The following is a 21114-nucleotide window of genomic DNA, read 5'->3' on the forward strand; positions in this document are numbered from 1 at the left end:
GCCTCAGACCTTCAAGCCAAGCTCCGCCGAGAGCCGGGCTGTGACCCCTTTGATCAGGGGGATCAGCTCGGCCATTTTTTCCAGCGGCATGTACGGCACGGTGCTGGCGATACTGATCGCCGCCACAATGCGCTTGCTCGCATCACGAATCGGCGCCGCCACACAGCGGATCGACGGCTCGTTATCTTCCAGATCGAAGGCGTAGCCACCGGCCACGTACTCGGTCATGCGCTGTTCGAGCTGTTCCCAGGACTGCTGCGGATGCTGCGGCCAGAACTGACTTTTCCCACCCGCCGGCAGGCTGATGTCGTACAGGCGCTGCCAATCCTGCGGCGAATCATCGAGCATCAACGCCTTGCCAATCCCGGTGCGTGCCAGCGGCATGCGATGGCCGACCCGCGAGCGCATTTCCGGGCCGTTGCGCCCCGGATTCTTCAGCAGATACAAGACCTCGTCGCCCTCGCGAATGCCCAAGTGCACGGTGTCGCCGGTCAGCGCCGACAACTCGTCCAGATACGGCCCGGCCAGACTCACCAGCGGTAACTCTTCGCGTGCCTGAAACCCCAGCTCGATCAACTTCGGCCCCAGCAGATAGCCGATTTGCGGCACCACGCGCAGGTAGCGCTCGTCCACCAGGCAACTGGCCAGACGATGGGTGGTGCTGCGCGTGGTGCCGATCAGCCGGGCGATCTCTTTCAGATCGCGGGCGCCACTGGCCACCGCCTGCACCACACCCAGTCCGCGAAGCAGCGTCTGAGTACCGGTGGGTGCGGCGTCCTTGGTTTTTTCCGGGGCGTCTTCCTGCATATCCAGCCTTTACCGTTGAGCGAGGGAACGGGCGGCATTATGGTCGCCCGACGCAGACCACTACAACTCGATACGTTCGACCTTGCCCACCAGCAACACGTAGGACAATGCACCGATCAGCGCCAGAACCGCGATGTAGGTGATCGCCGGGGCAAACGAATCACCACGGGCGAGGAACCCGATGACAATCGGCGTGGCAATTGCCGACAGGTTGCCGATGAAGTTGAACACCCCGCCGGTCAACCCCAGCAACCGCGCAGGCGCCAGGGTCGAGACCAGCGACCAGGTGATCGAGGCCAGCCCGTTGCCGAAAAACGCCAACGCCAGAAAGGCGATCACCAGCGGCGTCGATTCAACAAAATTGGCGCCGATGATCGAGGTGGAAATCAGCAACCCGCCAATGATCGGCAACTTGCGCGCAAAGCCCACGCTGCAGCCACGCCGGATCAGCAAGTCAGAAAAGAATCCCGAGCACAGCACGCCGACAAAAGCCGCGAGAAACGGCAGCGACGCCAACAGGCCGGACTTGATGAAGTCCATGCCACGGTATTTCACCAGATAGGTCGGGAACCACGTCAGGAAGAACCACAGCGTCGAGTTCAGGCAGAACTGGCCGAGGTAGATGCCCCACAATTTGCGTTTGCTCAGGACGATACCGAGGTCGGTCCAACTGAACGAGGCCTTGGCCGTCTGCGCTTGAATATCCACCAGTCCGCCACCCTCGCGGATCAGGTCGATCTCCGCGTCGTTGGCGCCCTTGAAGTCTCGCGGTTCGCGATACACCGCGTACCAGATCGCCGCCCAGATGATGCCCGCCGCACCGGTTGCGACAAACACCATGTGCCAGCCGAATTCATGTTGCAGCCAGGCCAGCACCGGGGTCAGAAAGGCCAGGCCGACAAACTGTCCGGAGGTGTAGAAACCTATCGCCGTGGCCCGCTCGCGCTCAGGAAACCAGGTGGTCACCACGCGGCTGTTGATCGGATAGGCCGGGGCTTCCAAAGCGCCGACTGCCATGCGCAGCACGAACAGCGCAATGAAACTCGCAGCGAAGCCGAGCAGCACCGTGGCCAGCGACCACAGCAGTAGCGCGACGCTATAGAGGATGCGCGGCGGCACCCGATCCACCAGCCAGCCGCCGGGGATCTGCATCGCGGCGTAGGTCCAGCCGAATGCGGAGAAAATCAGCCCGACGTGAACCGGGTCGATGCCCAGTTCGCTGGTCAGCGCGGGCGCGGCAATCGACAGGTTGCTGCGGTCGAGGTAGTTGATGACCACGGTGATGAACAACAGCACCATGATGAAAAACCGCCTGCGGCTAGGCGTGACTAAAGACGCCTGCCCGGTGAGGGTTTGCGTTGGCATGGGGGGTGCCTCTTCTTATGATTATTTGAGGTTGGCCTATGGCCTTGCACTAGTCCCTGTAGGAGTGAGCCTGCTCGCGATTCGGTAGCACATCCGGCATTGATCTGACAGACAAGACGCCATCGCGAGCAGGCTCGCTCCTACAGGGGATTTGTGGTGGTCCAGAAGGGAATCACCACTCGGCAAAACTGCCATCGGCATGGCGCCAGATCGGGTTGCGCCAGCGGTGGCCGACGGCGGCGCGTTCGATCACGTATTCCTCGTTGATCTCGATGCCCAGCCCCGGCCCGTTCGGAATCTTCACGAAGCCCTGGTCGTAGTCGAATACCCGCGGATCCTTCACGTAGTCGAGCAGATCGTTGCTCTCGTTGTAATGAATGCCCAGGCTCTGCTCCTGAATGAACGCGTTGTAGCAAGCCGCATCCAGTTGCAGGCACGCCGCCAGCGCAATCGGCCCCAGCGGGCAATGCAGCGCCAGCGCCACGTCGTAGGCTTCAGCCATGTTGGCGATCTTGCGGGTTTCGGTGATACCGCCGGCATGAGAGGCATCCGGCTGGATGATGTCGACGTAACCTTCGCTCAACACCCGCTTGAAATCCCAGCGCGAGAACAGCCGTTCGCCCAGGGCAATCGGTGTGCTGGTCAACGGCGCCAGCTCTTTCAGCGCTTCATAGTTTTCGCTGAGCACCGGCTCTTCGATGAACATCAGTTTGTACGGGTCGAGTTCCTTCATCAGCACCTTGGCCATCGGCTTGTGCACCCGACCGTGGAAGTCCACGCCGATACCGACGTTCGGCCCGACGGCATCGCGCACCGCAGCCACGTTAGCCAGGGCCAGATCGACTTTTTCGAAGGAGTCGAGGAACTGCAGCTCTTCGGTGCCGTTCATTTTCACCGCAGTAAAACCACGGCTTACCGCCTCTTTCGCGGCACGGGCGGTGTCGGCCGGACGATCGCCACCGATCCACGAATACACACGAATCTTGTCGCGCACCTGACCGCCGAGCAGATCGCTGACCGACACGCCGAGGGCCTTGCCCTTGATGTCCCACAGCGCCTGATCGATACCGGCCAGCGCACTCATGTGGATCGCACCGCCACGGTAGAAGCCGCCACGGTACAGCACGGTCCAGATGTCCTCGATGTTGCGTGGGTCTTTGCCGATCAGGTAGTCGGACAATTCTTCAACGGCAGCGGCGACGGTGTGGGCACGGCCTTCGACCACAGGCTCGCCCCAACCGGTCACGCCCTCATCGGTTTCGACCTTGAGGAAGCACCAGCGCGGCGGGACGATGAAGGTGGTGAGTTTGGTGATTTTCATCTGCTTGTCTCTCTTGTTAGATGCAGCGCACGCAGCGCCGGATAAATCTCAGCGAAGGGCTTTCCAGGCAGCCACGTAGGCCTTGGCATTGGCCGCCACTTGCTCAGTCGTCATGCCCGGTTTGAACAGGCCGGAACCGAGGCCGAAACCTTTCACGCCAGCGTCGATGAACGCCTGCATGTTGTCCGGGGTGATCCCGCCGACCGGCGCCAGCACCGTCCCGGAGGGCAACACCGCGAGCCACGCCTTGACCACCGCCGGGCCCATCTGCTCGGCCGGGAACAGCTTGAGAATGTCCGCGCCCTCCTCCAGCGCCGCGAACGCTTCGGTCGGCGTGGCGACACCCGGCGACAGGTACAGCCCCGCCGCTTTCGCCGCACGCAGCAATTTGGCGTCGCTGTGCGGCATGACAATCACTTGGCCGCCCGCCTCTTTCACCCGCTCGACCTGCTCCGGGGTCAACACCGTGCCGGCACCGATCAGGCAATCGGCAGGCAAGGTCTGACGCAGGATGCGGATACTGTCGTACGGCGACGGAGAATTGAGCGGTACTTCGATGACGCGAAATCCGGCGGCATACAGGACTTTTCCGACAGCAGCGGCTTCCTGCGGTTGCAGGCCACGCAGGATTGCGATCAGACCGTTTTGTGCCAATGCTTGCTTGAGCATGTCAGGCCTCCAGTCAGGGTTAACGGGATGAGGAATCGAGCAGCCCGGCGGCCAGCGCCAGTTGCCACAGACCACGCTCGGTGGCCTGCTCGGCCAGCGTGACGCGAGCGAAACCGCAGGCATCGAGGGCACGGCCGTAACGGGCGCAGAGTTGCGCGTTGCCGATGAGGATGATCGAGGGCAGATGCACGCTGTTGCGGCGGCGGCGCTGAACTATGGCGAGTGCCGCCAGCTCATGGCCGATCATCAGCCCGGACAGGTAATCCACTTGCGCCGTCGGGGCCAGTTCGCCGGTCAGGCCCAGGGTGCGGGCACTGAATAATGTGGAGAGCACGCCCAGTTCGCCGTCCGCCGACAGCGCCACTTGCACACCACGGTCAAATGCCACGCCGTCGAACGTTGCACCCTGTTGCTGGGTACGCCCGAGAATGCTGTGTTCACTGAGCACGGCGAACACTTCGCCGGTCATGAAGGTGTCGAAATGAGTGATGCGGCCCTCGACCACTTCCACCCATTTGGAGTGGCTGCCCGGCAGACCAATCAACAGATCGCCGCCCGCCTCGGCCGGCAGGTTCTGCAACACGCCGAGGACCTGGGTTTCTTCGCCGCGCATCACGTTGGGCAGCCGCGATCGCTGAATCACGCCAGGCACGATGTGCACCCGCGTGCCGCGCAGACTGACCAGTGTTTGCAGGGAATTTCCGAGATTGGCGACGTTCGCCGGCGTCTCGCAGTAGGCCACTTCGCGCCAGCCCTGGGCGCTGCCGACCATGCCGCAGGCGATCACAGGCAGATCCGGCTGCGCATCGAGCCAGTCGCCGCACGCCTCTTCGAAGGCCAGTTCAAAACCGTCGGCGCATTCACCACCGTTGATGACTCGCGGCGTCTTCGGTAACTGCATGATCCCGGACGACAGCGCACGCTGCTCCAGCACCATCCCGCCCGCCGCGAGTTTGTAAGCACGTAATGAGGTCGTCCCCCAGTCGAGCGCGATCAATTGCGCTTGCATCGCTTCACCTGTTTTGTTTTTGGCAGTGAGTGCGACGGACTATAAACCTTGGCGCAGGAAAATCTCAATATATAAATATCATTCCCATATTATGGGATTTACAAGTGTAACAGCCGTTTCTCTGCCAAATCTCTAAAATGCCGATCCCACTCACGCGACGACCGCTCTCGACAGGTTCAAGGAAGACAAAATGAAAACCGCTTTAAAGGCGTTACTGCTCTGCAGCGCACTCTGCTTCGCGGCGATTGCCAGTGCCTTGCCCGCTATCAGAGAGGGCGATATCTGGGCCTACAAAACCCGGCCGGGTGAAGAAGCCTCGACCTTGACCATCCTCAAAATCGAAAGCTATCCGCACTACGGCACCGTCGTGCATATCCGCGTTGATGGCATTCGGATGACCAACCCGGTCACCGGAGGCGAGTTCACCGCAATGCCCCACCTGCCTTTTCAGACCGAGGCTTTGCGGCGTAGCCTGACTCGCCGCGTGGGAGAGACGGCGCAGATTCCGGATTTCAGTCAGGGCTACACCTACTGGAAAGCGGCCTTCGATGAAGAGAAGGCCGGGGCTTTCAAGATTTCCGTGCGAAAGACACTTGATGGATTGCTCAGCGGTCATTGGGAATCCGCAGAGAAGTGAGCATCAGAACAAGGCTTCTTGTGATCAGGCGAGAAGCCCGATCTCAATACTGGTCAATTTCCTTTAGCAGCTCGGCAACAGGAATATTCATCACGTCTGAATAGTAGATTTTGTAGGAGTAGGAGTTGATTCTGACTTTGCATGCGATTGTTTTTCGCCCCGCCAATACAGCGCTTAAGTCCTTGCTGCTCATCAGCGTTTCACTCGTTGAGTCTTTCACACGATAAAACATGAGATCCGCTTTGAAAGTTGATCCGTCTGCAGGCTTCAGAGGCTCAATCCATCCTTCACCATATTCATTCAGATTGCGCGACTGCGAAAAATCCCTACTCTCCCCCAACGCGCAAAGCAGCGACTGACTTATCTTGGACTTGAAGAGTTTGTCGACATCGACGTCGGAGGAAAAACTGACTTGGTAAATGTTTCGATCCAAGTAGCGCTCTACCCCCAAATACTCGATTTTGGCAGTAGGTTTTCCGTGGCTGATCGCACATGAAGCACACATCGAAAACATCAAAATCAGAATTAACTTACGCACATTTCCTTCCTTTAAAATGCAACACCACCGATTCCATCATGCTCTACACGCCCATCGCCGCGTTGAATCGCGTAAGGATGATTAGCCATAGGCTCCCCCGTTATCTCGTTAATCACTTGCATCCGATCATCGAAATGCACTGGCATCGGCAACAGTCCACTAAACGCCGCCCCTCCACCACTTTGTCCAATAATCACCGTGCCCGAACCACCGACCACGACATTGCCGTGCCCACCGGTGCTGTCGAGCGTGGCGGCGTTCAGGCCATTGATGAATACAGTCCCGGAAACAGCGCCGGTGATCGCGCTGCCACAGGCTGATTTATCGGTCATGCGCGCAGCGGCGAGGCCAGCGAAGAAGACGTCGGGCGAGCCGGAAACGATCGGGTTGGTACCATGGCCTGGCAATGGGCAGGCGGTCGGGTCGGTGACGCGGGCGGCGGGTTTACCACTCAGTTCAAAGCTCCTTGCTTCAGAGGTTGGCGGGGGCGACGAAACCGCAACAGATGTGCAGCGTCAGCCAGCCCTGCTGCGCTTCGATAAACGCGTCCGGTTCGAATTGGCGCAATGCGATCACACGGTATTCATCCAGGCCGGCGCTGCGTGCCATGAGCTCGGCGTCGAGCCGCGACACAAACGCGCAAATGGCTTTGTCACCCGTGCGATTGACGATGCACAGGATGTCTACCGGTCGACGCTGAGGGTTGTCAGAGCCTTAGTTTTTCACCAGGCCATACAGACGCATTGACGCCCGCAGTCCACTCATCGCCGCTCACTCAGTGACGCAGCGAAGGCTCCACGGGCGTGGAGAAGTTTTGCCAGAAGCATTGCAGGTGTCGTCCGTGAGCGCGCAAAAATCGCGCGTAGAATGCCGGACTAGAGCGGTGGCAGTAATCAATTCAACATTGGATTGCCATCATGCCCTCAGCCTTCGGCAAATTCACGCAACACCTTGCCATCCATGCGATAGCGCACCCACTCTTCCTGCGGTTGCGCACCGAGGGATTTGTAGAATTCGATGGCCGGGGTGTTCCAGTCCAGCACGCTCCATTCGAAGCGGCCGCAGTCGTTGTCGCAGGCGATTTTCGCCAGATGCCGCAACAGGGTTTTACCAGCACCGCCTCCGCGTTGCTCGGGGGTGATGTAGAGGTCTTCGAGGTACAGACAGTTGCTGCCAAGCCACGTCGAATAGCTGAAGAAGAACACCGCAAAACCGATCGGCACACCGTCACGCAGGCAGATCAGGCCGTGGGCGGTAGCGCCTTCGCCGAACAGGCTGCGCTCGATGTCGGTGACGTTGGCGATCACTTCGTGGCGGGCCTTTTCGAAATCTGCCAGTTCGGTGATGAAGGCGAGGATTTGCGGCGCATCGCTGGGGGTCGCCGGGCGGATTTCGATCGTCATGGACGGGCCTTGTCGGAAAATGGAAAGCGCCATATTAAGGCCGTGGACGGCGCTCGTCACATTCCATACCTGGTAGAGAACCTTGTGATGAGGGGATTTATCCGCGATGGGGAGCGCAGCAGCCCTGAAAAATGGGACTGCTTCGCACGCCATCGGGGATAAATCCCCTCACCACAGAAGTATCATGCGCTTCAAAAATTCGGGTAAGTCTTCAAGGATGCTCATGAACGCCACTGCTTTCGCGCCGCTCACCTCACTCGCCGCCGAGTTGCTGCCCCACGCTCTGGAGCCGTGCGACGACGGCGCCCATGACCTCGCGCACCTGCAACGGGTCTGGCACAACGTACGCACGTTGCACCAGACAGAAGGCGGCGATCTGCAGGTGTTGCTCGCTGCTGTGCTGCTGCACGACTGCGTGGCTGTCGAGAAGAACTCGCCCCTGCGCGCGCAAGCTTCGCGTCTGGCAGCGGAAAAAGCCTCCATGGTCCTGGCGAACCTGCACTGGCCCGACAGCACAATCAGCGCCGTCACCCACGCTATCGAAGCCCACAGTTTCTCCGCCAACATCACCCCACTCACCCTCGAAGCGAAACTGGTCCAGGACGCCGACCGGCTCGACTCGCTGGGCATGCTCGGTGTCGCCCGCACCTTTTACGTTGCCGGACGCATGGGCAGTGCGTTGTACGACCCGCTCGACCCTGAAGCCAAGGAGCGCGACTACGACGACACACGCTTCTGCCTCGACCACTTTCAGACAAAACTGCTGCACCTCGCCGACGGTTTCCAGACTGCCACCGGTCAGCGTCTGGCGCAGATCCGTCATCAACGCCTGAAGGGTTTCATGGAGCAGTTCAAGGAAGAAATCGGTATCGATGCCGCGCCTCGCCAGTAGACCGTTCGTCGTTCATCAGGCACCAATCCGATTCAAGAGCAGACCAACGACAGGTAAGGATTCCAATCACTGGAGAAGCCCTATGATCCCGTCAAGGTTGACTGCCCTCGTTTTCGCCGCCCTGCTTAGTCCTGCGGTTTTCGCCGCCTCCACTACCGCAGCGGGCACTGGCCCCACCGACCCGGTTCCACCGCCACGCGCGCCCGCCATCAACAGTGCCCCCGGCATGAACACCGATGGCTCCGGCGTACCCTTGATCAACCAGCCACCTGCCACTGGCACCGACCCACGCACCCAAGGCAGTGACCCCGGCCGCCAGGGTGGCATGAACACCCCTGACTCCCCCGCCACACCCGATAACGCCGGCCCCGGCATCGGCTCGAAAACCACCACTGGTGGTTCGGGTTCCGAGGGCGGCGGCCAGTAGTTCGCCGACGCGAGCGTCCTATTCACACCCATGAAGAGGTAACCATGAACGTCGATAAAAACCTGGAAAAAGAAGTCCTCACTCGTCTGCTGCACGCCCATCCGAGCGGACTGGGCAAAGAGGTGCTGGACAACTATCGCGGTGAGAAAGTGGTGGCCAGCGCCCTCGCCGCCCTGCAGGAGCGCGGACTGATCCACCACGGTCATGTGACCTGCAACGAGGCCGGCGAACACTCGTTGAACCTGCCGATCAAGCTCAGTGCGGCTGGGGTTGAAGCAGCGCGAAAGCTTGATGTCTAGAAGCTGTGATTGTGTGAACGCATGATCATGCAGGAGCTGCTGCAGACTGCGATCTTTCAAGATCAAAAGATCGCAGCCTGCGGCAGCTCCTACACCCAAACTCATCTACCGATGCAAGGAGAAATCCCATGCCTCGTGGAAGCAAGGACAAATACACCGCCGAACAGAAGCGCAAGGCCGAACACATCGAAGACAGCTACGAGAAAAAAGGCTTGTCGAAGGATGCAGCCGAAGCGCGGGCCTGGGCGACGGTCAACAAACAGTCGGGCGGTGGCGAAAAGGCTGGTGGTTCCGGACGCAAGAAACCGGCGAGTGCCAAGTCCAACGATCGCAAGGAGTCGTCACGACGGGCAGTGGCCAGTCGCGAGGGACATGCGCGTGACGGCAAGGCCTCGCGGGAAACGCAGACTGTCGATAGTTTGCGCAAGGAGGCGCGAGCGAAGAATATTGCCGGGCGTTCTTCGATGCGCAAGGATGAGTTGATTGCGGCGTTGCGCAAGGCGGGCTAATCCAGATTATGTGCCGGGCCGTATGGCCCCTTCGCGAGCAGGCTCGCTCCCACAAAGGGACTCGTGAACGATGCAAATCCGCCTGTGGGAGCAAGCCTGCTCGCGAAAGCGATGAATCAGTCGCCGCACAACTCGCGGATAAACCCATCCACTTCAGCCGCCCCCGGCGCAGTCGCCGGCCCCCACCGCGTTACTGCCAAAGCCGCCGCGGCATTCGCCCGCCGCGCCGCCTCATGCGCATTCAAACCCTGCGCCAGCCCGGCGACAAACACCCCGGTATGGGCATCACCTGCCCCGTTGCTGTCCACGGCTTTCACAGCAAAGCCCGGCACATGCCGACGCTCGCCACGCTGCTGAATCCAGCAACCCTGTGGCCCATCGCGCACCACCATCAGCACATCCTTGGGCAGATGATCCGCCAACCGATCCAGCGCTTGAGCAATGTCAGTCGCCTGGCTAAAGCGCAGCGCCTCGACGCTGTTGCTGGTCCACACATCGATGCGCGGCAGCAGCGCCTGCATCAACGGCGAGTCCGGCGACTCGACCAACGGCCCCGGATCGAACACCACGTTGATCGCCTGCGGCAGCGCCAGCGTCCAGTCCAGCAGGCCTTGCGCCTTGCCTGCATGCAGCAGGCTGTAACCGCTCACATAAACGTAATCGCCCGCCTCGGCGGCCACGCTGTTCAGGTCGTCTTGCGTGACCTCGCCTTCGGCGCCGATATAGGAAATGAAACTGCGTTCGGCCGATGAGTCGGTCAGCGCCACGCACAAACCGGTGTCGCGCTGTGCCGGTTGTTCGATGCCGATTTGAATGCCTTCAGCATTCATCGCCTGACGCGCCAGATCACCAAAACGCCCAGTGCCGTGGCGACCGAGATAGACCACTGGCAAACCATTACGCACGGCAGCCGCCATCACGTTGAAACCGCCGCCAGCCTCGAAAGCGGCAGACTGCGCCAACACATCGCCACCGATTTGCGGCAACTGATCCACGGCCATGACCAGGTCGATGATGACCTGGCCGGTGTGCAACATCTTAGGCATGAGCATTCTCGATTTGCGCAGCACGGCGATCTTTCGCCCCGCCGAGAACCAGGTAAATGCCACCGGCCACCACGAAGGTCACGATCCAGCCCAGACCGTTGTGGCCCAACCAGGAGTCGGACAACAAGCCCTTGAACCAGACGTTCTCGGCGGTGGTGCCGATGGTGGTGAAACCGAAGCCGAGCACGATGGCAATCGCCCACGCGCCGAACGCGCGCCACTCGATGCCACCGCGATACCAGTAGGCGCTGCTCGGGCTGACATCGAGCAGGTCTTTGGGGCTGTAGTAATGACGGTGAAGCAGGTCGACCACGAAGATCCCGACCCACGCAGTGATCGGCACCGCCAGCAGGGAAATGAAGGTAATGAACGGGCCGTAGAAGCTGTCGGCGATCAGCATGAAATAGATCGAACCGGCGAAGATCGCCACGATGTCGACCACCACCGCGTAGACACGTTTGACCTTGAGGCCGAGGGTCAGCGTGGTCAAACCGGCGGAGTACACCGAGAGGTTATTCGACAGCAGCAGACCGCCGAACGCGGTGATCAGGTACGGCACAGCCATCCACGTCGGCAGCATGTCGCGGATCGCCACGATCGGATCTGTCGCCGATGCCAGATCGTTGTTGCCCACCGACAGCAGGCCGCCGAGGGTAATCAGCAGCACCAGCGGAATCCCCGCGCCGAACGCCGCCGAAGCGACCAGCCGTACAGCCTTGACGCTGCGGTGCTGATAGCGCGACATGTCCGCACCGGCGTTGGCCCAGCCGATCCCGGTACCGGCAGCCATGGTGCCGATGCCGATGATCATCGCGCTCATTGGCGCCGGTGTAGCGTTGAACACTGCGCTCCAGTCGATGGTGGCGCAGAGGAAGCCGCCAACCAGAATGTTCAGCGCGCCGAACACGTAGGTCGCCCACTTCTGGATCACCAGCAAGGTGGCGTGACCGAGGCCGGAAACCGACAGGGTCAGCAGCACGAAAATCGCGATGAAGATCAATGTCAGCAGCGGTGCACTCTTCGCTTCAACCGGCGAGCCGAACAGGATCGAACACAGCGACAGCAGCACGAATGCCGCGGTGGTGGTGTTGACGGTTTCCCAACCCAGACGCGACATCAGCGAGACCAGCGTCGGGCCGATATTGCCGCGTACGCCGAAGATCGCCCGGGATAAGGTCAGACTCGGCGCACGGCCACGGCGGCCGGCAATCGAGATGATCCCGACCACGGCGAACGAACCGGCGGCGCCGACGATGGCAACGATGATCGCCTGCCAGATCGCCAGCCCGCGAAACGCCACCAGCGTGGCGCCCAACGGCAGTCCGAGAATGGAAATGTTGGCGGCAAACCAGACCCAGAACAGCTGCAACGGATGACCGTTGCACTCGGCTTCCGGCACCGGCTCGATCCCCCGGGTTTCCAGTTGCCCGGCACCTTGCCCGGCGTTTGATGAACTCATGAACAGTGCTCCTGTTTGCCATTCTTGTGTTTATGGGCAATTCAATAACCCGCACATCTCCTGTAGGAGCTGCCGCAGGCTGCGATCTTTTGATCTTGATTTTCCGGCTGCCTGAAGACTGCTGAAGATCAAAAGATCGCAGCCTTCGGCAGCTCCTACACGGGGTCCTCAGCGTAAAGTGAGGAGTCCTTTCACCAACGGTTCAAGCTCCAGATGATTGACCGCCTTGACCGTGGCAATCATCGGCGCCGGCCAGCTCTCAAGGCCCAGGCAGGCCCCGAGCATGGCGCCAAGAATCGCCGCGATGGTGTCAGTGTCGCCGCCAAGGCTGGCGGCCATGCACAACGCATCGAACGCGCTCATCTCGCCAACGGCCACTTGCTGCGCCAGGGCGAACGAGACCACCACCGATTCCTGCGATGCCACCGAAGTGCCGATCACGTCGTACAGCAGATCCGCCAGCAGCGCCTTGTCACTGTCGACACTGATGGTTCGCGCCCAACTGATGCGCGAGGCGATGCGACCGCCGGCCACCCAGTGACCATGTGCCTCGGCCTGTTGCGCAATCTGCTGACCGAGGTTCAGCGCCTCGCCCAGATCCATGCCGTTGATCCCGGCCGAAACCACCGCCGCCACCGCCGCCGCGCTGGAAATCCCCAGCGTGGTGTTGTGGGTGACCTGACAGGCCTGCACCACGGCCGCGATGAAACGTTCGGGATCGGCGACGTTTGCGGCAATGCCCACCGGAGTGATGCGCATCGCCGCGCCGTTGGTGGTGCCGTAACGCCCGGCCTCCTCCGGCGAGTGGCCGGCGAGAATCATTTCAATGGCGCGTTTGGTCGATGGTCCGAGCAGATCCTGCGAACCCTTGGCCTGCATTTCCGCTTCCCATTCGATCAGTCGTTGGGCGAGGACTGCCGGTTCGATCCGGCCCTTGCCTTCGACCAGCAACTGACCGACCAGAATCGCCTGTTCGGTGTCGTCGGTGATCGAGCCTTTGGGCATGTTGGCGGCGATCGGTTGCAGAGGACCGGCGTCCTGCAAATCAGTGATTTTGCCGAAGCGGGTCTTGATCGTTTCGCGGTTCAGCGATTGCGTCGGCATGCCCAGCGCGTCACCGAGGGCCAGGCCATAAAACGCACCAAGGGCACGGTCGAGCGCGGTCATTTCGTTTCTCCAAATTGCAGGTGCAGGCGGAAATGCACCGGGTCGAGCAGGCTTTCGACCTGCTCCATGAAACGGTTCTGCCGGTCGTAGGTGGTACGCAGGGCCTTGAGGAACACGGTTCCCACCGGGCGCCCGAGCAGCTCAGCGTCTTCGGCATTCAGCGGTTCGGCGCCGATCCACTGATCACCGCGCTCGCCGATGTAGCCGTAGGCCGCCAGGGTGATGGTCAGCGAGTTGTCGATCAGACCGACGCGCGGCAGGCTTTCCAGGCCGCCGGTGGCCGGCATCAAAGAGCGTTCGAGGGACACCAGCGTGCCGTCGTTGGCGCGGCGACGGCGGTCGAGGGTGATGAATTGGTCAGTGCCGAAGCGCGAAAGCAGATCGGGACGCGTCACCGCTTCCAGACGCAACACTTCGGTGTTGATCAGCGCCCCGCTGTCGGCCAAGGCCTGCGCCCAGCCACTGCGCTGGTCGAGCGCGACACCGTCGAAAGTGACGATGGAGCCGACCCCGCTCTGCGTAGCGATGTAATTGCGCCGCTTCAGTTCAGCCAGCGCTTCGCGCAACGTGCCACGGCTGACGTTGAATTCCTGAGCCAACTGATGCTCGCCGGGCAACAGAAAGCCGTCCTCCATGAGGCCGCTTTCGATGCGCCGGACGAGTTCGTCGACCACCCGTTGTTTCTTGTCAAATCGTACCTGTCTAATCATGTACAAAGTGATACCCGAAACGGGCGTGAACGGGCAAGGAGAATTTAGGAGATCAGACGGAAGGCGGGGGGACAGATGCGGTTCCTTGTGGGAGCGAGCCTGCTCGCGAAGACGTCGGGTCAGTCAATATTTCGGCGACTGATTCAGCGCTTTCGCGAGCAGGCTCGCTCCCACAAGGATGAGAGGGTGTCAGCGTTGTTTGAGGCGGTCGATCACCACCGCCAACAGCAGAATCGAACCGCGAATCACGTACTGATAAAACGTATCGATGTTCTTCAGGTTCATCGCGTTCTCGATGATCGCCAGAATCAGCACCCCGGCAATCACGTGGCGGATCATGCCGATCCCGCCGCTCAGCGACACACCGCCGAGCACACACGCCGAGATCACCGTCAGTTCAAAACCCTGGCCGATCATCGGCTGCCCGGAGGTCATGCGCGAAGCGAGAATCACCCCGGCCAGCGCACCGATCACGCCGTGCACGGCGAAGATGATGATCTTGGTCCGATCGACATTCACCCCGGCAAGCAACGCCGCTTCCTGGTTGCCGCCGATGGCCATGGTGTTGCGCCCGTAGGTGGTGTAGTTCAGCAGCCAGCCGAAAAACAGGAAGCAGACGATGGTGATCAGGATCGGCACCGGCACACCGAACAACTGGCCGTTGCCGAAGACGAAGAACGACTCCTGCGACACGCCCACCGCTTTGCCGTTGGCAAAAATGTAGGCCAGACCGCGAACGATCTGCATGGTCGCCAGCGTGGTGATCAACGCGTTGACCCGCAACTTGGCAATCACGATGCCGTTGATCAGCCCGACAATCAGGCCCATCACCAGCGCCGCGCTGACGCCGAGGAACACGCTGTTGGTGTCACGCATCACCACCGCCGCGACGACCCCGGCGCAGGCGATCACCGAGCCCACCGACAAGTCGAAGTGACCTGACGCCAGGCAGTAGAGCATGGTGCACGCGGCAATGCCGGTGGTGGAAATCGCCAGGCCCAGCCCGCGCATGTTCAGCGGCGAGAGGAAGTTGTCGATCAGCAAGGTACAGGCGACGAAGATACCGACGGCCGCCAGCAGCATGACCCAGTCATCGAGGAAGCGCCGCAGGTCCAGCGGTTTGCGGGGAGTCGGCAGCGCCTTGTTTTGGATGGTCATCATAGTCACCTCTCAGTTCGCCACGCCGTCAGCGCGATGGCGCGGCAAAGCCAGTTGCAGCAGGTTGGATTCATTGGCCTGGTCGCGGCTGACTTCGCCGCGCAGCGCGCCTTCGCAGAGCACCAGAATGCGGTCGGAAATGCCCATCACCTCCATCAGGTCGCTGGACACCACGATCACCGAAATACCGTCGGCGGCCAGGTTATGGATGATCTGGTAAATCTCGGCCTTGGCCCCGATGTCGATGCCGCGAGTGGGCTCGTCGAGCAGCAGCACCTTCATCGGCATCGACAGCCAGCGACCGAGAATCGCCTTCTGCTGATTGCCGCCGGACAGGAATTTGATCTGCTGACCGGCGTGCGGGGTTTTGACTTTCAGCGCCTTGATCTGCTTGTCGGCGTTGCCCTTTTCCCACAGCCCGCGCAGCAGGCAGCCGAGGCTCGCATTGGCACCGCGCGCGCTGATGTTGATGTTCTCGGCAACGCTGGCCAGCGGGATGATCCCCTCTTTTTTGCGGTCCTCGGGGCACAGCAGGATCCCGGCGGCAATCGCGTCACGCGGTGAGCGCAATTTCAGTTCATGCCCGCGTAATTCAAGGCGTCCGGCGGTGTTGCGCTCAAGCCCGCTGAGCAAGCGAAACAGTTCGGTGCGCCCGGCCCCGACCAGGCCGAACAGCCCGAGAATCTCGCCCTTGTGCGCCTCGAAACTCACCGGCTCACGCAGCCCAGGGCCGAGCAAACCGTCGACCTTCAACGCCACCGCGCCGCGTGGACGGCTGCGGTAATCGTAGATGTCCTGAATGTCGCGCCCGACCATGCAGGTCACCAGTTGATCGTGGGTCAACTGGCTCATGTCATCGAAGGTGCGCACATAACGGCCATCCTTGAACACCGTCACCGCGTCGCAAATGCGGAACACTTCTTCCATGCGATGCGAGACGTAGAGCACCACTTTGCCCTCGTCACGCAAGCGGCTGATGATCGCCATCAAACGGTCGATTTCGCGCGCCGAGAGGCTGCTGGTCGGCTCATCGAAGGCGATCACATGCGCGCCACGGGACAGCGCCTTGGCGATTTCCACCAGTTGCCGCTGGCCGAGCGACAGGCGCCCGACCTTGGTCTGCGGATCTATTTCATCGGCCAGGCCCTTGAGACAGGCCAAGGCATTCTGGCGCAGGACGCCACGATTGATCAGGCCAAAACTGGCCGGCAGATGGCCGAGAAACAGGTTCTCGGCCACGCTCATTTCCGGCACCAGATGCAGCTCCTGGTGAATCACCGCGACGCCGCTGCCGATGCTGTCGGCGGTCGACTTGAACGCCATGGTCTGCTCGCCGATCTGCAACTCGCCGCTGCTCGGAATGTAGGCGCCGCCGAGGATTTTCAGCAGGGTCGATTTACCGGCGCCGTTCTCGCCCATCAAGGCGTGCACCTGCCCCGGATGGGCAACGAAGCTGATGGCGTCCAGCGCCTTGACCCCGGGGAAGGTCTTGCCGATCCCGTTGAAGCGCAGGCTGCCGCCGGCGCTGCTTTCATGTGTCTGTACTTGCGCGTGCATCTGAGTCACCTCTTCACACCGATCGAGCAGCCATCAATTCCACAGGCCGATTTTTTCCAGCTCTTGCTTGAAGTTCTCGCGGGTGATCAGGGTGACGTCGTCCATCGCCGTGTATTTCGGCGGTTCTTTGCCGGTGGTGACCCACTCGTACATCATCTCGGCGGTCTTGTAGCCTTCGATGTGCGGGCTTGGCAGCATCGAACCGAAGAAACCGCTGTTAGGTTTTTTCAGCTCGCCGATGGCGTCAGTGCCATTGATGCCGATGCCAATCACGTTGGCCGCAGCGAACCCGGCGGCTTCGGTCGCGCGTACGCCGCCGAGCACGGTGTTGTCGTTCATGCCGCCAATGATCAGGTTCTTCGCTGCACTTGGCAGCTTGACCAGCGCCGAGTTGGTGGCGTCCATGCTGCCCGGCACGTCGAGGGTTTTCAGCGCCGCGAAGAGGATGTGATCCTTCGGCAGGCCGGCGTCCTCCAGGGATTTGACCGAGCCGTCGGTGCGCTTCTTGCCGGTGTCGAGCTCGTTGTAGGTGTTGACCACCGCGTAGGTGTCTTTCCAGTCCCAGTTGCGCTTCTTCGCTTCGGCAACCATCGCGTTGCCCTGCTTCTGGCCGACTTCGAACGCCGCCATGCCGAGGTACGGCACGTCTTCCATGAACTTGCCGTTGGCGTCGACGAAACGATCATCGACGGCAATCACTTTGAGGTCATTGAGTTTGGCTTTGGCCATGATCGCCGGGCCGAGCGAAACATCCGGCGGGCAGATCACGAAGCCTTTCGCGCCATTGGCCGCGAGGCTGTCGATGGCCGAGAGGGTTTTCTCGCCGTCTGGCACGGCGATCTTGATCAGTTCGAAGCCTTTGTCCTTGGCGGCTTTCTCGGCGAAGGCCCACTCGGTCTGGAACCACGGCTCTTCAGCCTGTTTGACCAGAAAACCGATTTTCACGGCATCGGCAGCGAGCAGCGTACTGCTCAGACTGAACGCGGTGACCGCCAGCGCGGCACTGCACAGGGTACGAATCCCGAAACGACGTTTCATAAGCTGACTCCTTGTTATTTTTTTTGAGCAAATTAAACAGTTTGTGGCGAGGGAGCTTGCTCCCGCTGGGCTGCGAAGCGGCCCTGAAACCGGTTACCTCGGTCAATCAAACACACCGCGCAGCCCGAATTTACGACTGCTGCGCAGCCGAGCGGGAGCGAGCTCCCTCGCCACAGGTGTGGTGGCGTGACACGTACTGCTGCAAAGCCTGTTGAAAATAGTCATATCGTATGATGATTGGATTTCACGCGGAGTTCACCTCCTGAAACCCGATCGATTCAGTCGTGGTACATCACCGAGCGCCCACCATCGATGGTGATGCACGAGGCGTTGATGAACGGCGCTTCATCACTGGCCAGGAACACTGCGGTCATCGCCACTTCGAGCGGCTGGCCGATGCGTTTCGGCGGATGCAGATCGAATGCGCGTTGACGCTCGGCCTGCGGATCGGCAAAGCCGTTCCAGTAATCGACGTTGAGTTGCGTCTCGATATAGCCCGGCGCGATGGCATTGACCCGAACGCCCTTCGCCGCGTATTCGATGCCCAGTGCCCGGGTCAGCCCAAGCAGACCGTGCTTGGCCACCGGGTACGGGAAGCAGCCGGGAATGATGTGGCTGGAATGGGTCGAAGCGATGTTGATGATGCTGCCAACGCCCTGCTCGATCATTTGTGGCAGCACAGCTTTGCAGCCGTACCAGGCGCCGTCCAGATCGATGGCGAAGCAACGACGCCAGTCTTCTTCGGTCATTTGCAGCGGGTCGCGGAACACGTTGACCCCGGCGCAGTTGACCAGCACGTCGATGCGCCCGTGCAGCTCGATCGCCCGTCTGGCCATGGCGTGCAGGTCTTGCTGGCGCGAGACGTCAGCCTTGATCGCCTGCACGTCGTAGCCCTTGTCGCGCCACTGGGCGGCAACCTTCTCGACCTTCTCTGCCTGAATATCGCTGATCACCAGTCTGGCCTGCTGCGAGGCGAACGTGGCAACAATGGCTTCACCGATGCCTTGCGCGGCGCCGGTCAGCAGCACCACTTTGTTTTTCAAACGCTCACCCTTCGGCGGCGCGGGCACCGGCGGCAAGGAAAGAGGTTCAGCCATGGATCAGGACTCCTGTTCGTCAGCACAAAAAAACCGGGCATCTGCCGATGTCCGGTCTGGAAAACTGTGAAAACGAAACAGGCAGGCGCGGCGAGCGACGCCGGGCCGTTGCGAGACGCTGACCCCGCTGAGGAGTGCGATAGAGGTTCGCTGCATCACTTCACCTGTTTTGTTCTTTTTAAGTGTGAGTGCGTGTTACTGCTGGAGCCGACTATAAACCCGACCGACAAATAATCTCAATATATAATTTTGCATCCCATATTTTGGGATTCAGCCCGCAAACCGCGTACAGAGTTTGCCCGGTACATCGACCCGCATCGACAGGACTGCGCCATCCAGCGGATGGTTGTGCGGACTCTGGGCGCTGGTGATGTACAGGGTTTTCAGGTCTTCGCCGCCGAATACGCAACTGGTTGGCCGGCTGACAGGCAGATCGATTTTGCGCTCGACTTGCCCTTCGGGCGTCAGGCACAGCAGGCAACTGCCATCCCAACGGGCATTCCATACGAATCCCTCGGTGTCGATTGCCGACCCGTCCGGGCCGCCATTCTGGTCAGGGCCATACCAGATCTCGGCGTTATCCAGGTTGCCGTCGGTGTGAATGAAATAGCGATTGAGCGCCCCGTCGAGGCTATCGCCGAACAGCAGTCTGGTGCCGTCGTCGCTCCACAGCAGCGTGTTGGGAATCCCCAGACCGCGCAACAATGGCGTGACGCGCTGATCGGGATCGATACGGAACAGGCCACCGGAGCGGCGCACGATCGGCAGGTCTTCGCCGTTGTTGCCGATGTTGTTCTGCATGGTGCCGAGCCACAATCGCCCCTGACCATCGCAGCGCGCTTCATTGGGCCGATTGCCCGGTTGCGGGTCGGCGATGCAGAACAGCGTCAGGTGCGGCTCAAGGCCGGGGGAATCAAGATCCAGTCGATACACGCCGCTGCTCAGGGTCACCAGCGCATCGCCGCTGGCACACGGGATGAACGCGGAAACGTGCTCGGGCATCTGCCAGATCTGCACGTTGTTGCCGATCAGCCGCAGCGCCTGTTGGCCGGCGATATCGACCCAGTACAGTGCCTGGGTCGGGGCGTCCCAGAATGGCCCTTCGCCGAGCTTGGCGCGGTGTTGGGTTACGGCGGTCAACGGCATATGGAATCCTTCATGTTGTTTTAACTGTAGGAGTGAGCCTGCTCGCGATGGCGGTGGGTCAGTGACATTGATGGCGACCGGCACACCGCCATCGCGAGCAGGCTCACTCCTACAGGGGGATTGGTGTTCTCAGCTGGCTTTTTTGTCGGCCATCACCTGTGGGTAAAAGCGTTTGATTGCCAGGTCGGCGTTGTCAATCAGGGTCATGCAGGCCCACACGCCGCGCGCGGAGTCACGGGCGGCGATGGCGTCGGCCATGTCTTTGTGGATCGGCAATGTGCGACGCAGTTCATCGGGGTCGGCGGCCGAGACCTCAAACGACACGGCGAGCAAGGCGCCGAGGGCGGGAACCATTTGCTCGATGAACTGATTGTGGCTGGCCGCCAGAATGCATTCGTGGAAGGCCTGGTCGGCACGGTTGTAATCGATGCCGCTGTCGACCGCCCGCTCCAACGCGTTGTAGGCCAGTTGCACCGCGTGAATCTGCTCCAGGCTGGCGCGCTCGCAGGCCCAGCGCACGGCCATCGGTTCGATGGTGCGGCGCAGGTCGAGCAGGTCATCGACGAAATTTTCCGGCAAGCCGTTGCGTGAGAGCCAGCCGACGACTTGCGGATCGAACAGGTTCCAGCGCCGCACCGGTAACACGCGAGTGCCGACCTTCGGCCCGACTTCGAGCATGCCTTTGGCGACCAGGGTCTTGATCGCTTCTCGAATCACCGTGCGGCTGACGCCGAGCTGCTCGCCCAGATCCGCCTCGACCTTGATCGCCTGCCCCGGCTTGACCTGGCCAGCGGCAATCCAGCTGCCCAGCCAATCGACCGTTGACGCATGAAAGCTGCTGGACATGGAAACCTCAAAGC

The 21114-nt window shown here is 61.0% G+C and carries 24 protein-coding genes; 5 read left to right on the forward strand and 19 right to left on the reverse strand.

All coding sequences use genetic code 11. The features are described 5' to 3' along the window. Positions 1-3 precede the first annotated feature (3 nt). From BW33_RS10285 to BW33_RS10305, 5 genes are all read right to left on the reverse strand, one after another. Positions 4-807, reverse strand: a complete 804-nt coding sequence (locus BW33_RS10285; RefSeq protein WP_045122581.1) for an IclR family transcriptional regulator — start codon at positions 805-807, stop codon at positions 4-6. A gap of 60 nt (positions 808-867) precedes the next feature. Then, positions 868-2172: an MFS transporter gene (locus BW33_RS10290; RefSeq protein WP_047598761.1), complete on the reverse strand. Its 1305-nt coding sequence runs from the start codon at positions 2170-2172 to the stop codon at positions 868-870. A gap of 172 nt (positions 2173-2344) precedes the next feature. Further along, on the reverse strand, positions 2345-3493 hold the full coding sequence (gene dgoD / locus BW33_RS10295; RefSeq protein WP_007961968.1) for a galactonate dehydratase: 1149 nt from the start codon (positions 3491-3493) through the stop codon (positions 2345-2347). Between the two features lie 48 nt (positions 3494-3541). Beyond that, entirely contained in the window at positions 3542-4162 is a 621-nt protein-coding gene (locus BW33_RS10300) for a 2-dehydro-3-deoxy-6-phosphogalactonate aldolase (protein WP_047598763.1), read from the reverse strand. A 19-nt stretch (positions 4163-4181) separates the two neighbouring features. After that, a complete protein-coding gene (locus tag BW33_RS10305; protein WP_047598764.1) occupies positions 4182-5171 on the reverse strand; it encodes a 2-dehydro-3-deoxygalactonokinase in 990 nt (329 codons plus the stop codon). A gap of 190 nt (positions 5172-5361) precedes the next feature. Between BW33_RS10305 and BW33_RS10310 the strand changes: the two genes are divergently transcribed. Next, the gene (locus tag BW33_RS10310; RefSeq protein ID WP_047598765.1) at positions 5362-5808 is read left to right on the forward strand and encodes a hypothetical protein; all 447 of its coding nucleotides are present in this window, start codon (positions 5362-5364) and stop codon (positions 5806-5808) included. 43 nt (positions 5809-5851) lie between these two features. Here BW33_RS10310 and BW33_RS10315 read toward each other — a convergent pair whose 3' ends face one another. From BW33_RS10315 to BW33_RS10330, 4 genes are all read right to left on the reverse strand, one after another. Continuing rightward, entirely contained in the window at positions 5852-6346 is a 495-nt protein-coding gene (locus BW33_RS10315; protein WP_047598767.1) for a hypothetical protein, read from the reverse strand. A gap of 11 nt (positions 6347-6357) precedes the next feature. Then, a complete protein-coding gene (locus tag BW33_RS10320; protein ID WP_052032703.1) occupies positions 6358-6801 on the reverse strand; it encodes a PAAR domain-containing protein in 444 nt (147 codons plus the stop codon). A 16-nt stretch (positions 6802-6817) separates the two neighbouring features. Beyond that, positions 6818-6955: a hypothetical protein gene (locus tag BW33_RS30150; protein ID WP_236645208.1), complete on the reverse strand. Its 138-nt coding sequence runs from the start codon at positions 6953-6955 to the stop codon at positions 6818-6820. 314 nt (positions 6956-7269) lie between these two features. Then, positions 7270-7749 (reverse strand): GNAT family N-acetyltransferase, encoded by a 480-nt coding sequence (locus BW33_RS10330; RefSeq protein ID WP_047598826.1) that lies wholly within the window; start codon positions 7747-7749, stop codon positions 7270-7272. A gap of 223 nt (positions 7750-7972) precedes the next feature. Between BW33_RS10330 and BW33_RS10335 the strand changes: the two genes are divergently transcribed. The 4 genes from BW33_RS10335 (at position 7973) to BW33_RS10350 (ending at position 9876) form a co-directional block, all read left to right on the forward strand. Continuing rightward, on the forward strand, positions 7973-8641 hold the full coding sequence (locus BW33_RS10335; protein WP_047598770.1) for an HD domain-containing protein: 669 nt from the start codon (positions 7973-7975) through the stop codon (positions 8639-8641). Positions 8642-8723: 82 nt separating this feature from the next. After that, the gene (locus BW33_RS10340) at positions 8724-9068 is read left to right on the forward strand and encodes a hypothetical protein (RefSeq protein WP_047598772.1); all 345 of its coding nucleotides are present in this window, start codon (positions 8724-8726) and stop codon (positions 9066-9068) included. A gap of 44 nt (positions 9069-9112) precedes the next feature. After that, on the forward strand, positions 9113-9367 hold the full coding sequence (locus BW33_RS10345; protein ID WP_047598773.1) for a hypothetical protein: 255 nt from the start codon (positions 9113-9115) through the stop codon (positions 9365-9367). A gap of 128 nt (positions 9368-9495) precedes the next feature. Continuing rightward, entirely contained in the window at positions 9496-9876 is a 381-nt protein-coding gene (locus BW33_RS10350; RefSeq protein ID WP_047598774.1) for a Rho termination factor N-terminal domain-containing protein, read from the forward strand. Between the two features lie 116 nt (positions 9877-9992). Here the strand turns inward: BW33_RS10350 and BW33_RS10355 are convergent, their stop codons facing one another. The 10 genes from BW33_RS10355 to BW33_RS10400 form a co-directional block, all read right to left on the reverse strand. Continuing rightward, positions 9993-10922, reverse strand: coding sequence for a PfkB family carbohydrate kinase (locus BW33_RS10355; protein ID WP_047598775.1), 930 nt, complete (start codon positions 10920-10922; stop codon positions 9993-9995). Further along, entirely contained in the window at positions 10915-12381 is a 1467-nt protein-coding gene (locus tag BW33_RS10360; RefSeq protein WP_047598777.1) for a purine-cytosine permease family protein, read from the reverse strand. The genes BW33_RS10355 and BW33_RS10360 overlap by 8 nt, the downstream gene beginning before the upstream one ends. A gap of 168 nt (positions 12382-12549) precedes the next feature. Next, positions 12550-13548, reverse strand: a complete 999-nt coding sequence (locus BW33_RS10365) for an ADP-ribosylglycohydrolase family protein (protein WP_047598778.1) — start codon at positions 13546-13548, stop codon at positions 12550-12552. Continuing rightward, positions 13545-14258, reverse strand: a complete 714-nt coding sequence (locus BW33_RS10370; RefSeq protein WP_047598779.1) for a GntR family transcriptional regulator — start codon at positions 14256-14258, stop codon at positions 13545-13547. The genes BW33_RS10365 and BW33_RS10370 overlap by 4 nt, the downstream gene beginning before the upstream one ends. Before the next feature lie 189 nt (positions 14259-14447). Continuing rightward, positions 14448-15416 (reverse strand): L-arabinose ABC transporter permease AraH, encoded by a 969-nt coding sequence (araH, locus tag BW33_RS10375; RefSeq protein WP_047598828.1) that lies wholly within the window; start codon positions 15414-15416, stop codon positions 14448-14450. Between the two features lie 12 nt (positions 15417-15428). Continuing rightward, positions 15429-16973: an L-arabinose ABC transporter ATP-binding protein AraG gene (gene araG, locus BW33_RS10380; RefSeq protein ID WP_047598780.1), complete on the reverse strand. Its 1545-nt coding sequence runs from the start codon at positions 16971-16973 to the stop codon at positions 15429-15431. Positions 16974-17006: 33 nt separating this feature from the next. Further along, positions 17007-18011 (reverse strand): substrate-binding domain-containing protein, encoded by a 1005-nt coding sequence (locus BW33_RS10385; RefSeq protein WP_047598782.1) that lies wholly within the window; start codon positions 18009-18011, stop codon positions 17007-17009. A gap of 278 nt (positions 18012-18289) precedes the next feature. Beyond that, the gene (locus BW33_RS10390; protein WP_047598785.1) at positions 18290-19108 is read right to left on the reverse strand and encodes an SDR family oxidoreductase; all 819 of its coding nucleotides are present in this window, start codon (positions 19106-19108) and stop codon (positions 18290-18292) included. A 270-nt stretch (positions 19109-19378) separates the two neighbouring features. Further along, entirely contained in the window at positions 19379-20254 is an 876-nt protein-coding gene (locus BW33_RS10395) for an SMP-30/gluconolactonase/LRE family protein (RefSeq protein WP_047598786.1), read from the reverse strand. A 129-nt stretch (positions 20255-20383) separates the two neighbouring features. Then, the gene (locus BW33_RS10400) at positions 20384-21100 is read right to left on the reverse strand and encodes a FadR/GntR family transcriptional regulator (RefSeq protein ID WP_047598787.1); all 717 of its coding nucleotides are present in this window, start codon (positions 21098-21100) and stop codon (positions 20384-20386) included. Positions 21101-21114 lie beyond the last annotated feature (14 nt).

The organism is Pseudomonas sp. RIT288, from assembly GCF_000631985.1.
In the GTDB taxonomy this organism is placed as follows: Bacteria; Pseudomonadota; Gammaproteobacteria; order Pseudomonadales; family Pseudomonadaceae; genus Aquipseudomonas.

Excerpts from the sequence above, each read along its gene's own strand:
- BW33_RS10395 (WP_047598786.1), bottom strand. The coding sequence starts at position 20,254 with ATGCCGTTGACCGCCGTAACCCAACACCGCGCCAAGCTCGGCGAAGGG.
- BW33_RS10370 (WP_047598779.1), bottom strand. The coding sequence starts at position 14,258 with ATGATTAGACAGGTACGATTTGACAAGAAACAACGGGTGGTCGACGAA.
- BW33_RS10345 (WP_047598773.1), top strand. The coding sequence starts at position 9,113 with ATGAACGTCGATAAAAACCTGGAAAAAGAAGTCCTCACTCGTCTGCTG.
- BW33_RS30150 (WP_236645208.1), bottom strand. The coding sequence starts at position 6,955 with ATGGCACGCAGCGCCGGCCTGGATGAATACCGTGTGATCGCATTGCGC.
- BW33_RS10300 (WP_047598763.1), bottom strand. The coding sequence starts at position 4,162 with ATGCTCAAGCAAGCATTGGCACAAAACGGTCTGATCGCAATCCTGCGT.
- araG (WP_047598780.1), bottom strand. The coding sequence starts at position 16,973 with ATGCACGCGCAAGTACAGACACATGAAAGCAGCGCCGGCGGCAGCCTG.
- BW33_RS10310 (WP_047598765.1), top strand. The coding sequence starts at position 5,362 with ATGAAAACCGCTTTAAAGGCGTTACTGCTCTGCAGCGCACTCTGCTTC.
- BW33_RS10360 (WP_047598777.1), bottom strand. The coding sequence starts at position 12,381 with ATGAGTTCATCAAACGCCGGGCAAGGTGCCGGGCAACTGGAAACCCGG.
- BW33_RS10285 (WP_045122581.1), bottom strand. The coding sequence starts at position 807 with ATGCAGGAAGACGCCCCGGAAAAAACCAAGGACGCCGCACCCACCGGT.
- BW33_RS10330 (WP_047598826.1), bottom strand. The coding sequence starts at position 7,749 with ATGACGATCGAAATCCGCCCGGCGACCCCCAGCGATGCGCCGCAAATC.
- BW33_RS10355 (WP_047598775.1), bottom strand. The coding sequence starts at position 10,922 with ATGCCTAAGATGTTGCACACCGGCCAGGTCATCATCGACCTGGTCATG.
- BW33_RS10305 (WP_047598764.1), bottom strand. The coding sequence starts at position 5,171 with ATGCAAGCGCAATTGATCGCGCTCGACTGGGGGACGACCTCATTACGT.
- BW33_RS10290 (WP_047598761.1), bottom strand. The coding sequence starts at position 2,172 with ATGCCAACGCAAACCCTCACCGGGCAGGCGTCTTTAGTCACGCCTAGC.
- BW33_RS10365 (WP_047598778.1), bottom strand. The coding sequence starts at position 13,548 with ATGACCGCGCTCGACCGTGCCCTTGGTGCGTTTTATGGCCTGGCCCTC.
- BW33_RS10385 (WP_047598782.1), bottom strand. The coding sequence starts at position 18,011 with ATGAAACGTCGTTTCGGGATTCGTACCCTGTGCAGTGCCGCGCTGGCG.
- BW33_RS10350 (WP_047598774.1), top strand. The coding sequence starts at position 9,496 with ATGCCTCGTGGAAGCAAGGACAAATACACCGCCGAACAGAAGCGCAAG.
- BW33_RS10340 (WP_047598772.1), top strand. The coding sequence starts at position 8,724 with ATGATCCCGTCAAGGTTGACTGCCCTCGTTTTCGCCGCCCTGCTTAGT.
- dgoD (WP_007961968.1), bottom strand. The coding sequence starts at position 3,493 with ATGAAAATCACCAAACTCACCACCTTCATCGTCCCGCCGCGCTGGTGC.
- BW33_RS10390 (WP_047598785.1), bottom strand. The coding sequence starts at position 19,108 with ATGGCTGAACCTCTTTCCTTGCCGCCGGTGCCCGCGCCGCCGAAGGGT.
- BW33_RS10400 (WP_047598787.1), bottom strand. The coding sequence starts at position 21,100 with ATGTCCAGCAGCTTTCATGCGTCAACGGTCGATTGGCTGGGCAGCTGG.
- araH (WP_047598828.1), bottom strand. The coding sequence starts at position 15,416 with ATGACCATCCAAAACAAGGCGCTGCCGACTCCCCGCAAACCGCTGGAC.
- BW33_RS10335 (WP_047598770.1), top strand. The coding sequence starts at position 7,973 with ATGAACGCCACTGCTTTCGCGCCGCTCACCTCACTCGCCGCCGAGTTG.